14 protein-coding genes and 6 tRNA genes are annotated in these 15187 nt (G+C 18.3%); 19 read left to right on the forward strand and 1 reads right to left on the reverse strand.

Translation table 11 applies throughout. The annotated features are described in order from the left end of the window. Positions 1-13: 13 nt before the first annotated feature. Positions 14-1273 (reverse strand): tyrosine--tRNA ligase, encoded by a 1260-nt coding sequence (gene tyrS / locus NARPIN1_RS00370; RefSeq protein ID WP_130579132.1) that lies wholly within the window; start codon positions 1271-1273, stop codon positions 14-16. Between the two features lie 35 nt (positions 1274-1308). Between tyrS and NARPIN1_RS00375 the strand changes: the two genes are divergently transcribed. The 19 genes from NARPIN1_RS00375 (at position 1309) to rplL (ending at position 15172) form a co-directional block, all read left to right on the forward strand. Beyond that, positions 1309-3549 (forward strand): transglycosylase domain-containing protein, encoded by a 2241-nt coding sequence (locus NARPIN1_RS00375; protein WP_172597008.1) that lies wholly within the window; start codon positions 1309-1311, stop codon positions 3547-3549. Between the two features lie 13 nt (positions 3550-3562). Next, positions 3563-4768, forward strand: coding sequence for an enolase-like domain-containing protein (locus NARPIN1_RS00380; protein ID WP_130579136.1), 1206 nt, complete (start codon positions 3563-3565; stop codon positions 4766-4768). Continuing rightward, positions 4765-5460, forward strand: a complete 696-nt coding sequence (locus NARPIN1_RS00385; RefSeq protein WP_130579138.1) for a M23 family metallopeptidase — start codon at positions 4765-4767, stop codon at positions 5458-5460. Before NARPIN1_RS00380 ends, NARPIN1_RS00385 begins: the two co-directional genes overlap by 4 nt. A 100-nt stretch (positions 5461-5560) precedes the next feature. Next, positions 5561-7468, forward strand: coding sequence for a molecular chaperone DnaK (gene dnaK / locus NARPIN1_RS00390; protein ID WP_130579140.1), 1908 nt, complete (start codon positions 5561-5563; stop codon positions 7466-7468). A gap of 72 nt (positions 7469-7540) precedes the next feature. After that, on the forward strand, positions 7541-8680 hold the full coding sequence (gene dnaJ, locus NARPIN1_RS00395) for a molecular chaperone DnaJ (protein ID WP_130579142.1): 1140 nt from the start codon (positions 7541-7543) through the stop codon (positions 8678-8680). A 104-nt stretch (positions 8681-8784) separates the two neighbouring features. Next, a complete protein-coding gene (gene recA, locus NARPIN1_RS00400; protein ID WP_130579144.1) occupies positions 8785-9786 on the forward strand; it encodes a recombinase RecA in 1002 nt (333 codons plus the stop codon). A gap of 10 nt (positions 9787-9796) precedes the next feature. Next, complete coding sequence (alaS, locus tag NARPIN1_RS00405; protein ID WP_130579146.1) at positions 9797-11119, forward strand: alanine--tRNA ligase; 1323 nt, start codon at positions 9797-9799, stop codon at positions 11117-11119. 20 nt (positions 11120-11139) lie between these two features. Then, positions 11140-11222, forward strand: a tRNA-Ser gene (locus NARPIN1_RS00410). Between the two features lie 2 nt (positions 11223-11224). Beyond that, a tRNA-Arg gene (locus tag NARPIN1_RS00415) sits at positions 11225-11298 on the forward strand. 63 nt (positions 11299-11361) lie between these two features. Next, positions 11362-11434, forward strand: a tRNA-Thr gene (locus tag NARPIN1_RS00420). Between the two features lie 26 nt (positions 11435-11460). Further along, positions 11461-11543: transfer RNA gene (locus tag NARPIN1_RS00425), tRNA-Tyr, on the forward strand. Positions 11544-11555: 12 nt separating this feature from the next. Continuing rightward, positions 11556-11626 (forward strand) — tRNA-Gly (locus NARPIN1_RS01270). A gap of 10 nt (positions 11627-11636) precedes the next feature. Next, a tRNA-Thr gene (locus tag NARPIN1_RS00430) sits at positions 11637-11711 on the forward strand. A 29-nt stretch (positions 11712-11740) separates the two neighbouring features. Continuing rightward, complete coding sequence (gene tuf / locus NARPIN1_RS00435) at positions 11741-12925, forward strand: elongation factor Tu (protein ID WP_130579433.1); 1185 nt, start codon at positions 11741-11743, stop codon at positions 12923-12925. A gap of 30 nt (positions 12926-12955) precedes the next feature. Continuing rightward, positions 12956-13216 carry a preprotein translocase subunit SecE gene (secE, locus tag NARPIN1_RS00440; protein ID WP_130579148.1) on the forward strand — a complete coding sequence of 87 codons (261 nt, stop codon included), beginning with the start codon at positions 12956-12958 and terminating at the stop codon, positions 13214-13216. Continuing rightward, entirely contained in the window at positions 13213-13752 is a 540-nt protein-coding gene (gene nusG / locus NARPIN1_RS00445) for a transcription termination/antitermination protein NusG (RefSeq protein ID WP_130579150.1), read from the forward strand. The genes secE and nusG overlap by 4 nt, the downstream gene beginning before the upstream one ends. Before the next feature lie 22 nt (positions 13753-13774). Then, positions 13775-14206 carry a 50S ribosomal protein L11 gene (gene rplK / locus NARPIN1_RS00450; RefSeq protein ID WP_130579152.1) on the forward strand — a complete coding sequence of 144 codons (432 nt, stop codon included), beginning with the start codon at positions 13775-13777 and terminating at the stop codon, positions 14204-14206. 87 nt (positions 14207-14293) lie between these two features. Beyond that, positions 14294-14806: a 50S ribosomal protein L10 gene (rplJ, locus tag NARPIN1_RS00455; protein ID WP_130579154.1), complete on the forward strand. Its 513-nt coding sequence runs from the start codon at positions 14294-14296 to the stop codon at positions 14804-14806. After that, positions 14807-15172 carry a 50S ribosomal protein L7/L12 gene (gene rplL / locus NARPIN1_RS00460; protein ID WP_130579156.1) on the forward strand — a complete coding sequence of 122 codons (366 nt, stop codon included), beginning with the start codon at positions 14807-14809 and terminating at the stop codon, positions 15170-15172. It abuts the gene before it with no gap. Positions 15173-15187 lie beyond the last annotated feature (15 nt).

The raw sequence follows: 15187 nt of genomic DNA on the forward strand, positions 1-15187 counted from the left end.
ATAATTTATTAAATTATTCCCAAACTATTAAATAATAGTTTTTTTTACCTTTGCATAATAAAGTATATTTATCATATAAAATATCTTTTTTAGTAAAAATATATTTTATAGTATTATTTACTATACCATTTATTTTTATAGAATTAGATAAAATAATATTTTTAGCTTCATTATTTGATTTTACAATACTAAATTGTACTATTATTTGTTGTAAATTAATACCTAATTTAACATTAATTATTGGAATTCCATCTGTATATAATTGTTTTAAATCTTTTTCATTAAAATTTAAATTACCAGTAAATAAACTATTTGTTATTTTTATAGCAGATTTTAATTTTTTTTTACCATGTATCATTTCTGTCATTTTTTCTGCTAATAATTTTTTAGCTTTTAATATATTATTATATATATTATTTTTTTCTAAATATTCTATATATTCCAAAGATTCATTAGTAAACATTTTTAAATATTTAAAAATTAAATTATCTGATAAATTAATCCAAAATTGATAAAATTTATATGGACTTGTTTTTTTATCATCTAGCCATATATTTTCTTTAGAAGATTTACTAAATTTTATTCCATTATTATTAGTTATTATTGGAAAAGTTATTCCATATGTATCTTTATTATGTATTTTTTTTATTAAATTTATTCCATATATAATATTATTCCATTGATCTGACCCACCTATTTGTAATTTTGTATTATAATTATTATATAAATATAAAAAATCATAACTTTGTAATAAAGTATATGTTAGTTCTGAATATGAAATTTTATTATGTATAATATTATTTTTTATATATTTTCTATTTAATATATTTTTTATAGAAAATTTTGATCCTATATTATATAAAAAATCAATTATATTTATTTTACTTAACCAATGTTTATTATTTAATATATTTATATTATTATAATTTATATTATTTAATAATATATTTTTTAATTGTTTTGATATTTCTATACTATTTTTATTTATAAATATTTCTGTATATTTATTTCTTTTGTTTCCTGTGAAATTTGGATCACCTATTAATCCAGTAGATCCACCTATTAATATTATAAATTTATTATTTAATTCTATAAATTTATTAATAAAAATTATTAAAATTATATGTCCTATATGTAAACTATCAGATGTAGGGTCTATTCCAGAATAAAGCACTATTTTATTTTCATTTAATAAATTATTTAATTTATTTTCATTAACTATTTTTTTTATTAAATTTCTACTATATAAATGTGTTAATATCTTATTTTTCATATTAATAAATTATATAAATATTTAAATGTATGTATATGAGATTATATTATAATTTTAAGTTATATATAATTATTTTTATTATATTAATTATTATTAAATTATATATTATTAAAATTAATAATTTTATAGATGTTAAATTAAAAAATAATAATTTTATAGATAGTAATAATATAGTTTATAGTAAAATAATTAATATAAACTGTAAATCAAATTTAAATAAGAAAGATATAATAAATATATTATTGTTATCTAAATATAAAAAAAAAGATATAGTTAATATTCCTGGAGAATTTTCTATAAATAATAATATTTTAACATTATTTAAAAGATCTTTTAATTTTTACTATGGATATGAAAAAGAAACTATATTTAAAATATTTTTTAAAGAAAATAAATTAATAAAAATAAAAAATATAAATGATTTATATGTAGAAAATATAAATATAGATCCTAATATAATATCTATAATTAATAATAATAAAAAATATAAATTATTTTTACCTATAAGTAATTTTCCAAAAACATTAATAAATATATTAATAGAAATTGAAGATAAAAATTATTTTTCACATAATGGAATAAATATTAAATCTATAATAAGAGCAATTATAAAAAATGTATTAAATAAAAAAATAATAGAAGGAGGAAGTACTATAACACAACAATTAGTTAAAAACATATTTTTAACTAATAAAAAAAGTTTTTTAAGAAAAATAAATGAGATATTAATATCTATTATTTTAGAATATAAACTTAATAAAGAAAAAATACTAGAATTATATTTAAATGAAGTTTATTTTGGAAATATTAATAATAAAGAAATTAGAGGATTTCCTTTAGGAAGCATATGTTACTTTGGAAAATTAATAAATGAATTAGATATAAACGAACAAGCTTATTTGGTTGGTATGTTAAAAGGATCATCTTTATATAATCCTGTTAGTAATTTTGATTTAGTAAAAATGAGAAAAAATTTTATTTTAAGTAAGATAAAAGTAAAAAATATTATAGATGAAGAATTATATAATTATTTAATATTAAAAAATAATATTTTTAATAATATTAATAATAAAATAAATTATCCATCATTTGTCAATATTGTAAAAAAAGATATTAATAAATTATCTTTAAATAATAAAAATAATTTAAGAATATTTAGTACATTAAACTTAATTACTCAAAATAATGTTCAAAAATCTATAAATATATCTATTAAAAATTTAAGAAAATTGAATAATAATATAGAAATTTCTATGATAGTTATTGATAGAAAAAAAGGATATATAAAATCATCGATAGGAGGTTCTAATTATAATTTTGACGGATATAATAGAATTTTTATGAATAGACAAATAGGTTCGTTAATAAAACCATTTATTTATATAAGTGCATTAAATATTCCAAATAAATTTAATCTAAATACTAATTTATTAGATAATAAATTAGAAATAAAATATGATGATAATATATGGTGTCCAAAAAACAATGATAACAAATTTAGAGGAAATGTTACATTAATGGATTCATTAATTTATTCATTAAATATACCAACAATAAATTTGGGAATGAATATAGGAATAGATAATATAATAAATAATTTAATAAAATTTGGAATAGATAAAAATACTTTTATAAATAGATTTCCATCTATGCTTATAGGAGCTATAAATTTATCATTAATTGATATAGCACAAATATATCAATCTATATCGAATTATGGAAATTTTAATAAATTATCTTCAATAAGATATATAAATGATATTAATAATAATATTAAATATATTAATAAAAATAAAAGTATACAAGTTATATCTCCTCAATCATCATATTTAACATTATTTTGTATGAGTAAAATTACTAAAATAGGAACAGCAAGTATGTTAAATAAAAATTTTAATAATATAAATATTTTAGGGAAAACAGGTACAACTAATAAATTAAAAGATAGTTGGTTTGTTGGAATAGATAATAATGAAATTTGTGTTATATGGGTAGGTAATGATAATAATTCTTCTATTAATTTAAATAAATTAAATAATGCATTACATGTATATGAAAATTATCTAAAAATTAGTAATCCAGAAAGTTTTAATTTAATTAAACCTAATGATATATATGAAATAAATATAGATAAATTAGGAAATTTTTTATGTAATAATCATTATGATTGTAATAAAATACCTATTTGGATAAAAAATCCTTATGAAATATATAATAATTGTCCTAAACATTCTTTTATTATCAAAATTATAAAAAAACTAATTAATTTTAATTAAATTATTTTAATAAATGATAAAAATTACAGATTTAATAGTTAAAAAAATAATAAAAAATGAATTTATATCTATTAAAATTATAGTTGTATTAAATAATAAATTTGTTGGAATATCATTAATGCCTATTGAGTCAGATATTATATATAATAATTTTTATATTAAAAATATATTTAATTCTTTAAATTTAAAAGCTTCTATGTGTATTAAATTTATTAAAAATGTAATATATAATAATATAGTAGGTAAAGATCCTAGTTTACAATATGAAATTGATAATTTATTATTTTTAATAAATAAAAAATTTGATAATTTATTTTTTAAAAAAATAATATTAACTGTATCAATTTCAATAGCTAGATCTTATTCAAATTATAAAAAAATAAAATTACATGAATTAATATCTGAATTAAGTAATAATAATAATAATAAAAAACCAAATTTAATATTAAATATATTTAATAAAAATAATAAAAATATACTATGTAATTATTTAGATATAAAAAATTTTATGTTAGAATTAAATAGTAATATATTTTTATTAGAAAATTTATATTATATAAATTTAATTTATAAGAAATTAATAAATAAATTAAATAAAATATATAATAAATATTTAAATATAAATAATAAAATTAATAGTAATATAATTCTTTATGAAATAAATGATTTAATATATAAATCTGTTTTATATAATAATAATAATATAAATATAGGAATAGATTTATCAGCATCTGATTTATATAATGAACATAATGATTTTTATTTTTTAAATGAAAAAAATAAAGTAATAAGTAATTGTGAATTTATAGAATATATAGAAAATTTATTAAATATGTATTCTATATCTTATATAGAGAATTCATCTCATAAATATGATTGGAAATTATCTTATATACAAACTGAAATTTTTGGTAATAAATTAAAATTAGTTGGAGATTCTATATTTAATAATGATTTATTTTTAATAGAACAAGGAATTAAACATAATATATGTAATTCAATATTAATAAAATATTATAATATGAGTACTTTTAGTGAAATAATAAATATTTGTAATTTAGTAAAAAAATATAATTACAAAATAATAATTTCTAATATATTCAGAGATATAGATGATTTATTTTTTATAGATTTAGCTTTAGGAATATCTTCAGATTATATAAAAATAGGTTATATTTATAATTTTAATTTATATAAAAATTTAATTTTAAATAAATGATATATAATTTTTACATAAATTTAAATTTATGTAAAAAAAATTATTTTATATTTAATAATTATAATATATTTAATAGGAAAATTTATAATATAAATATTAATAATATATTTAATTTTAATAAATATTTATTTTTATATAAAATAAAACCTAAAAATAATTTAGAATATATTTCAAAAATAGTAAAAGTTAATACTAAAAAATTAATTTATATAAATAATATAAAATATCCTTATTTATTAAATAAAAAATTTATAAAAATATATAAATATAATAATTTGTTATTGAATTTATTAGAATTAGTATATGTTAATTTTTTAAAAAATATAAATATATTTAAATATATTTATATTTTTAATAAATTTAATATTAGTATAATTAAATATAATGTTTATATAAATGAATTTAATTGTTTATCAAATAATAGTTTTAAATATAAAAATAAATATAATGGTATTTTTATATATGGAAAATATAATAGTGATATAATTTCGTTATATAATGGTAAAATTTTATATTATAATAATTTTAATAAAAAATATTATATTTTAGTAATAAAGCATGTAAATAATTTAATTAGTATTTATATTAATAGTAAAAAATTTTTAGTTAAAAAAAATTGTTTTGTTTTAAAAAAACAAAAAATATCAACTATAGGTATGAATAATAAATTTTATTTTGAAATAATAAAATAAATAAAATTAAATTTTTATTTTTAAAGTAATGTTTTATATATGTTATAATTCATATATTAATTTAATTTATAAATAATTTATATAATTATTTGAGGTAAAAATGAGTAAAATAATTGGTATTGATTTAGGTACAACTAATTCTTGTGTTGCTATAATTGAAGGAAATAAACCTCGTGTTTTAGAAAATAGTGAAGGAGATCGTACAACTCCATCAATAGTTGCATATACAAGTAATAATGAAGTATTAATAGGTAAACCTGCTAAAAGACAATCTATAACAAATCCTAAAAATACATTATTTGCTATAAAAAGATTGATTGGTCGTAAATATGATGATACTGAAATTCAAAAAGATATAAATTTAATGCCATATAAAATAATAAAATCTGATAATGGAGATGCATGGATAGAAATAAATAATAAAAAAATAGCACCTCCTCAAATATCAGCAGAAATATTAAAAAAAATGAAAAAAACTGCTGAGGATTATTTAAATGAAAGTGTAAGTGAAGCTGTTATAACAGTACCTGCATATTTTAATGATACACAAAGACAAGCTACAAAAGATGCTGGTAAAATAGCTGGATTAGAAGTAAAAAGAATAATAAATGAACCAACAGCAGCAGCTTTAGCTTATGGATTAGATAAAAAAACTGAAAATTCTATTATAGCTGTATATGATTTAGGTGGAGGTACTTTTGATATTTCCATAATAGAAATAGATGATGTAGATGGTGAAAAAACATTTGAAGTTTTATCTACTAATGGTGATACTCATTTAGGTGGAGAAGATTTTGATAATAATATAATAAGATATTTAGTTAATGAATTTAAAAAAGATAATAATATAGATTTATATAATGATCCTCTTGCTATGCAAAGACTAAAAGATTCTTCTGAAAAAGCTAAAATAGAATTATCATCATCACAACAAACTGAAATAAATTTACCATATATTACTGCTAATGAATCTGGTCCAAAACATATGAATTATAAAATAACTAGATCTAAATTAGAATCTTTAGTTGAAAATTTAGTTAATAAAACAATAGATCCTGTTAAATTAGCTTTAAAAGATGCTAATATATCTATATCTGATGTAAAAGATATAATATTAGTTGGTGGTCAAACAAGAATGCCTCTTGTTCAAAAAATAGTTTCAGAATTTTTTAATAAAGAAGTTAGAAAAGATGTAAATCCAGACGAAGCTGTTGCAATTGGTGCTGCTATACAAGGTGGAGTTTTATCTGGAAATGTTAAAGATTTATTATTATTAGATGTAACACCTTTATCATTAGGTATAGAAACTATGGGAGGAATAATGACAACTTTAATACCTAAAAATACAACTATTCCTACAAAACATAGTCAAGTATTTTCTACTGCTGAAGATAATCAATCTGCAGTTACTATACATGTATTACAAGGAGAAAGAAAAAAATCAATCGATAATAAATCTTTAGGACAATTTAATTTAGATGGAATAACTCCTTCTATGAGAGGTATACCTCAGATAGAAGTTACATTTGATATAGATTCAGATGGTATATTACATGTTTCTGCTAAAGATAAGAATAGTGGTAAAGAACAAAAAATAACTATTCAAGCTTCTTCTGGATTAAGCGATAGTGAAATTAAAAATATGATACATGAAGCAGAAGTAAATTCAGAATTAGATAAAAAATTTGAAGAATTAACACAATTAAAAAATCAAGCAGATCAAATAATACATGGAACAAAAAAACAATTAAATGAAGTAAAAGATATAATTTCATCTGAAGAAAAAGAAAATATAGAAAAACATGTACAAGAATTAGAAAATTCATTAAAAGAAGAAGATAAAAACAATATAGAAAATAAAATAAAATCACTTATACAAGTATCTAGTAAGTTATTTGAATTATCAAAAAAAAATAATAAAGAAGTAAATGAAGATAATAAAATTAATTCTAATAATGAAACTATTGATGCAGATTTTGAAGAAATAAAAGAAGATAAAAAATCTTAATTTCTATTTAACTTTTAAGTATAATTACATTAAAATATGTAATTATACTTAAATATTTTTAAAATTAAAATAATGAATAAATTAGATTATTATAAAATATTAGGATTATCTAGAGATGCTAACGATCGTGATATAAAAAGAGCATATAAAAAATTAGCTATGAAATTTCATCCTGATCATAATCCTAATAATAGTTCATCTGAAGAAAAATTTAAAGAAATAAAAGAAGCTTATGAAGTTTTAATAAATCCTAGTAAAAGATCAGCTTATGATAAATATGGTCATTCTGCATTTAATCAAGATTTAGGTGGAAATGAAGGAGCGAGTAATAGAGATAGTAATTTTTCTTCTAACTTTAGTGATATATTTAGCGATATATTTGGTGATATATTTAGTAATGGCAGTAAGCAAAAATATAATAAAGGACAAGATTTACATTATAATTTAGAAATAGATTTTGAAGAATCTATAAAAGGATGTAATAAAGATATAAAAATATTATTTTCAGATAAATGTGATAATTGTGAAAATTTAGAATCAAAAGGTAATTATTATACAAAATGTCCTGCTTGTAATGGATATGGTAATATTCAAATAAGACAAGGTTTTTTTTTAATACAACAAACTTGTACAAAATGTAATGGTAATAAAAAAATAGTAAAAAATATATGTAATGTATGTTCTGGTAAATCTTATATAAAAAAAAGTAAAATTTTATCTATTAAAATACCTTCTGGAATAAATAATGAAGATAAAATTAAAATAAATCAAAAAGGAGAAATAAATAAAGATAGTTATATAAGAGGTGATTTATATATATGTGTAAAAGTTAAATCTAGTAACTTATTTGTAAGAAAAGATAATGATTTATATTGTGAAATACCAATAAATTTTTCAGTAGCTGCTTTAGGAGGTGAAATAGAAATTCCATATATAAATGGAAAATTAAAATTAAAAATACCTTCTGAAACTCAATCAGGTAAAGTATTTAGAATAAAAGAAAAAGGAATAAAAAGAAATAATGTTATTGGTGATTTATTATGTAAAATTATAGTTGAAACTCCTGTTAAATTAAATAATAATCAAAAAAAATTATTGTATGAATTAGAAAATACATTTAAAAGTTCTAATATTAATATAAATAATCCTCAATTTAAAAATTTTATAGATAATATTAATATTTTTTTAGAAAAAATAAATAAATTAAAATAAATTGTATTATAATTTATAAATAATATATAAATATTTAATTTATATTTAATCAATTTTTATATTAATATTAATATATATATAATTTATAAATAAATATTAAATATATGAATAATACAGAAGAAAGAAAGAAATTTTTAGCTATAGCGTTAGATCAAATTGAAAAACAGTTTGGGAAAGGTTCTATAATGAGATTGGGTGATGATAGATCTATGGATATAGAAACTATTTCTACTGGTTCTTTATCTCTTGATATAGCTTTAGGAGCTGGAGGATTACCAATGGGTAGAATAGTAGAAATATATGGTCCTGAATCTTCTGGGAAAACAACATTAACATTACAAATAATAGCAGAAGCTCAAAAAAAAAATAAAACATGTGCATTTATAGATGCAGAACATGCTTTAGATCCTTTATATGCATGTAAAATAGGAGTAAATATAAATGATTTATTATGTTCTCAACCAGATACAGGAGAACAAGCTCTTGAAATATGTGATTTACTAACTAAATCTAAAGCAGTTGATTTAATAATTGTTGATTCTGTAGCTGCATTAGTTCCAAAAGCTGAAATAGAAGGAGAAATAGGAGATTCTCATATAGGATTAACTGCTAGATTAATGAGTCAAGCTATGAGAAAATTAGCTGGAAATTTAAAAAATTCTAATACATTATTAATATTTGTAAATCAGATAAGAATTAAAATCGGTGTAACTTTTGGAACAACTGAAACAACAACTGGAGGTAATGCTTTAAAATTTTATTCATCAATAAGATTAGATATAAGAAAAATAGGATCTATAAAGGATGGTGATAATATTATAGGAAATGAAACAAGAGTAAGAGTAGTTAAAAATAAAATATCAATTCCCTTTAAACAAGCTGAATTTGAAATTTTATATGGATATGGAATAAATTCATTTGGAGAATTAATAGATATTGGTGTTAAATATAAATTAATAGATAGATCAGGTTCTTGGTATAGTTTTAATGGTGAAAGTATAGGACAAGGTAGAACTAATGCATGTAATTTTTTAAAATCTCATTTAAATATTTATGAATCTATAAAAAATCAACTAAGAAATATAACAATAAAAAATAATAAGTAATTTATTTAATATGTTTTTAAGTACATTAAATATAAAAAATATTTTTATAAATTTTTTTAAAGAAAAAGATCATTTAGAAATAGAAAGTAGTTCTTTAATACCTAAAAATGATAGTAGTATATTATTTACTAATTCTGGAATGAATCAATTTAAAAATATTTTTTTAGGAATAGAAAAACCAATATATAATAAAATTGTTACTATACAAAGATGTTTAAGAGCTGGAGGTAAAGATAATGATTTAAGTAAAGTTGGATACTCTTCTAGACATCATACATTTTTTGAAATGTTAGGAAATTTTAGTTTTAATAGTTACTTTAAAAAAAGTAGTATAGAGTACGCATGGGAATTATTAACTAATAAAAATTTTTTTAATATATCTGAAAATAGATTAATTGTTACAGTATATTATAATGATATAGAATCTTATAATATTTGGAATAAAAATATAGGTATATCTAAAAAAAAAATATTTAAAATAGGAGATAAAAATAATAGAAAATATATATCTGACAATTTTTGGAGTATGAGTGAATTTGGTCCTTGTGGTCCTAGTTCTGAAATATTTTGTAATATTAATAAAAATAATTGTAATTATAATTTAAATTTAAATAAAATTAGTGATGAATATATAGAAATATGGAATTTAGTTTTTATTCAATTTAATAAATGTAAAAATAATAATTTAACTGAATTACCATATTTTTCTGTAGATACTGGAATGGGTTTAGAAAGAATATCTTCAATAATACAAGAAGTAGATTCAAACTATAAAATAGATTTATTTAAAGACTTAATTAATAAGTTAAGAAAAAAATTAAATATAAAATATAATAATATTATTTCATTAAAAATTATAGCTGATCATTTAAGATCATGTATATTTTTAATATCTGATGGAATATATCCATCTAATGATAAACATGGATATGTATTAAAAAAAATAATAAGAAGATCTATATATCATGGAAAATTATTAGGTGTAAATTTCCCATTTTTATATAAAATAATTGATTTTATAGATGATAATATAAAATATTTTTATACATATAATATAAATATAGATTTTAATTTAATAAAAAATATAATTTATTTAGAAGAATGTAAATTTGAAAATTCTATAAATAAAGGTTTAATAATTTTAAATAAAAAAATAGATGAAGGTAATACTTTTATAGATGGAGATTTTATTTTTTTATTATATGATACATATGGTTTACCAATCGAAATAATAAATGAAGTTTGTAATATAAAAAATATTAATTTTGATAATAAAAAATTTAATAAATTATTAGATTTTCAAAAAAATAAATCTAATTCAAGTAAAAAATAAAATAAATTATATTTTTTTAGGATGAGGTGGCCGAGTGGATTAAGGCGTTCCCCTGCTAAGGGAATATATATTTATATCAAGGGTTCGAATCCCTTCCTCATCGAAGCATTCGTAGCTCAGAATGGAAGAGCACTCGGCTACGAACCGAGAGGTCGTAGGTTCGAATCCTTCCGAATGCAAAATTAAAAATTTATTGCAAAAATAATTTAATTTTATTAATATATTTATAATCTATATTATATGCCGATATAGCTCAGTTGGTAGAGCAACTGATTTGTAATCAGTATGTCAAAGGTTCGAATCCTTTTATCGGCTTATTTTTTTTTTTTTTTTTTTTTTTTGGTGAGATTCCTGAGTGGTTAAAAGGGACAGACTGTAAATCTGTTGTTGAAAAACTTCGAAGGTTCAAATCCTTCTCTCACCATATTTAAACATTGCGAACATAGTATAAAGGTATTATTTTAGTTTTCCAAACTAATGATATGGGTTCGATTCCCATTGTTCGCTAAAAAATTTTGCTGATATAGCTCAGTAGGTTTAGAGTACACCCTTGGTAAGGGTGTGGTCGGCAGTTCGAATCTGCCTATCAGCATTTTTATTAAATTTAATATGGTTAATAAAATGTCTAAAGAAAAATTTAAAAGAGATAAAATTCATATTAATGTAGGAACAATAGGACATGTTGATCATGGAAAAACTACTTTAACTTCTGCTATAACATTAGTTTTATCTGAAAAATATGGTGGAAATATATATAAATTTGATCAAATAGATAATGCTCCAGAAGAAAAAGCTAGAGGAATAACAATTAATACATCTCATGTAGAATATGATTCTAAATTGAGACATTATGCTCATGTTGATTGTCCTGGTCATTCGGATTATATAAAAAATATGATAACAGGAGCTGCTCAAATGGATTGTGCTATATTAGTTGTAGCAGCTACAGATGGTCCTATGCCTCAAACTAGAGAACACATATTATTGGCTAGACAAGTAGGTGTTCCATATATAGTTGTTTTCATAAATAAATGTGATATGGTTTCAGATGAAGAAATATTAGAATTAGTAGAAATGGAAATAAGAGAATTATTATCTCAATATGGATTTCCTGGTGAAGAAACACCAATAATAAGAGGATCTGCTTTAAAAGCATTAGAAAATGATATAAATTGGTCTAATAAAATATTAGAATTATTTGATATTTTAGACAAATATATACCAGAACCTAAAAGAGATATAGATAAACCATTTTTACTACCTATAGAAGATGTATTTTCTATTTCAGGAAGAGGAACAGTAGTTACTGGAAGAGTTGATAAAGGTATTATTAAAGTTGGTGATGAAGTTGAAGTTGTTGGAATAAAAGATACGACAAAAACTATATGTACTGGAATAGAAATGTTTAGAAAGATATTAGATGAAGGAAGAGCTGGAGAAAATATTGGTGTGTTATTACGTGGTATAAAAAGAGAAGATATAGAAAGAGGACAAGTGTTAGCTAAACCTAATACAATAAAACCATACATAAAATTTGAATCAGAAGTATATGTATTAAAAAAAGATGAGGGAGGAAGACATACTCCATTTTTTAAAGGATATAAACCTCAATTCTATTTTCGTACAACTGATGTAACTGGAGTAATAGAATTACCTAAAGATGTAGAAATGGTTATACCAGGTGATAATATTAATATGATAGTTAATCTAATGTATCCTATAGCTATGAATGAAGGTTTACATTTTGCTATAAGAGAAGGGGGTAAAACTGTTGGAGCTGGAATTGTAACAAAAATAATTTCATAAATATTAAATAATTTATATATTAATTTTTTAATGATTATTAAATATTTATCTATTTTTTTTGTTTATTTTTTTATTTTTTTATTTTATTTTTATATAAAAAAAAATTGTTTTTTTTTAAAGAATTTATATAATGAATTAAATAAAATAAATTGGATCTCTTATAAAAAAAGTTTTTATATTTCTTTATTAGTAATATTAATTTCTTTATTTTTATCTATATTTATGTTTGGTATAGATATTTTATTAATTTATATTATATCTATAATTTATAATTTTAAAAAAATTAAATGAATATTGAATCTAAAAAATGGTATGTTATACAAGTTTTTTCTGGATCTGAAAATAAAGTTTTAAAATATATAAAAAATTATATAAAAATATATGATTTATATAATTATTATGATGATATAATTATACCTAAAGAAGAAATTATAGAAATTAAATCTGGAAATAAAAAAAAAAGTGAAAGAAAATTTTTTCCTGGATATATATTAATAAAAATGATAATTAATGATAATACATTAAATTTTATAAAAAAAGTTCCTAATGTTATAGGTTTTTTGGGTTATTATAACAAACCTTCTTATATAAAAGAAAATGAAATTAATTTAATTTTTGATAAAATAAATAAATCTAATAAAGATCCTAAACCTAAAATTACTTTTAATTTAGGAGAAAAAATAAGAGTTAATGATGGTCCTTTTTCTGATTTTTATGGTATAGTAGAAAGTATTGATTATATTAAAAATAGATTAATTGTTTCTATACTTATATTCGGTAGACCTACTCCTGTTGAATTAAATTTTAATCAAGTAGAAATAAATTAATTTAATAAAAATAAAATATAAAATGAAAAATAAAATAGACTTTTATATAAAATTTCAAATTCCTTCTCAAGAAGCTAGTCCAAATCCTTCTATAGGATCTGTATTAGGTCAAAGAGGTATAAATATTATTGAATTTTGTAAAGATTTTAATGATAAAACTAAAAACATTGAAAAAGGATTATTAATTTCTGTTATAGTAAATATTTATTCAGATAAAACTTTTTTATTATCTATAAAATCTCCTGTTACATCTTTTTTATTAAAAAAAGAATTAAATATTAATTTAGGATCTAAAAATCCAGGTAAAGATTTTATAGGGTCTATAAGTATGGATAAAATAAATAATATATCTAATTTAAAATTTAAATATATGAATGGATATGATATTGATTCTATAAATAAATCTATAATAGGAACCGCTAAATCTATGGGTATAAAAATAATAAATGATTAATATTATTAAAATTTAATTAAATATTACAAATATATTAATTAAACAAATTATAATATATAAATAAATAAAATAATTTAATTAAATATAATGAAAATAAAAAATATTGAATATAAAAAAAATATAGTATTAAATCTAAATGAATTATTAAAACATAAAATTTTATCTTTGATATTAATTAATCCTACTTATTTAAGTTTTAATGACTTAATATATATTAGAAAAAATGTTATTAGTAAAAAATTAAATTTATTTATGATAAAAAATTCTTTACTTAAAAAATCAATAGTAAATACTAAATTTAATTTTATAGAAAAATATGCTAATGGACCAAATATGATTTTATATTTTTATGAATATAATATAATTGATTATGTAAAAAAAATAATTTCTTTTTTTAAAAATAAAAATTTAAATAATATAAAATTAATATTTGTTGAAAATAGAATTTTTGTTGAATCTAAAATAGATTATTTACATAATTTAATATCATTTGAAAATTCTATAAAAAAAATTATATTTATTTTAAATAAAATATCTATAATTAACTTATTAAAAATTTTTAATTTTATAAAAAAAATAAAACATGAAGAGGAAATTTAAATGTCTATAACAAAAGAACAAATAATAGAAGAAATTTCAAAAATGTCATTAATTGAAATTAATGAATTTATATCTATGATAGAAACAAAATTTAATATAAAAAATGATTTATATAAAGAAAATCAAGATACTAATAATGATAAATTAAAAATTAAAGATGAATTTAATATTATATTAAAATCTATAGGAGAAAATAAAATATCTGTTATAAAAGTTATTAGATCAATATTAAATTTAGATTTAAAAGAATCTAAAAAATTAGTTGAATCATGTCCTGTTACTTTAAAAGAAAAATTAAAGGAATCTGAAATAAATAATATTAAAGAACTATTAGAAAACGCCGGAGCGACTATAGAAATACAATAATTTATATTATTAAGT

It is taken from the genome of endosymbiont of Pachyrhynchus infernalis, from assembly GCF_004296515.1.
Taxonomy (GTDB): Bacteria; Pseudomonadota; Gammaproteobacteria; order Enterobacterales; family Enterobacteriaceae; genus Nardonella.

Coding starts and splice junctions, on each gene's coding strand:
- tyrS (WP_130579132.1), bottom strand. CDS start 1,273: ATGAAAAATAAGATATTAACACATTTATATAGTAGAAATTTAATAAAA.
- NARPIN1_RS00375 (WP_172597008.1), top strand. CDS start 1,309: ATGAGATTATATTATAATTTTAAGTTATATATAATTATTTTTATTATA.
- NARPIN1_RS00380 (WP_130579136.1), top strand. CDS start 3,563: ATGATAAAAATTACAGATTTAATAGTTAAAAAAATAATAAAAAATGAA.
- NARPIN1_RS00385 (WP_130579138.1), top strand. CDS start 4,765: ATGATATATAATTTTTACATAAATTTAAATTTATGTAAAAAAAATTAT.
- dnaK (WP_130579140.1), top strand. CDS start 5,561: ATGAGTAAAATAATTGGTATTGATTTAGGTACAACTAATTCTTGTGTT.
- dnaJ (WP_130579142.1), top strand. CDS start 7,541: ATGAATAAATTAGATTATTATAAAATATTAGGATTATCTAGAGATGCT.
- recA (WP_130579144.1), top strand. CDS start 8,785: ATGAATAATACAGAAGAAAGAAAGAAATTTTTAGCTATAGCGTTAGAT.
- alaS (WP_130579146.1), top strand. CDS start 9,797: ATGTTTTTAAGTACATTAAATATAAAAAATATTTTTATAAATTTTTTT.
- tuf (WP_130579433.1), top strand. CDS start 11,741: ATGTCTAAAGAAAAATTTAAAAGAGATAAAATTCATATTAATGTAGGA.
- secE (WP_130579148.1), top strand. CDS start 12,956: ATGATTATTAAATATTTATCTATTTTTTTTGTTTATTTTTTTATTTTT.
- nusG (WP_130579150.1), top strand. CDS start 13,213: ATGAATATTGAATCTAAAAAATGGTATGTTATACAAGTTTTTTCTGGA.
- rplK (WP_130579152.1), top strand. CDS start 13,775: ATGAAAAATAAAATAGACTTTTATATAAAATTTCAAATTCCTTCTCAA.
- rplJ (WP_130579154.1), top strand. CDS start 14,294: ATGAAAATAAAAAATATTGAATATAAAAAAAATATAGTATTAAATCTA.
- rplL (WP_130579156.1), top strand. CDS start 14,807: ATGTCTATAACAAAAGAACAAATAATAGAAGAAATTTCAAAAATGTCA.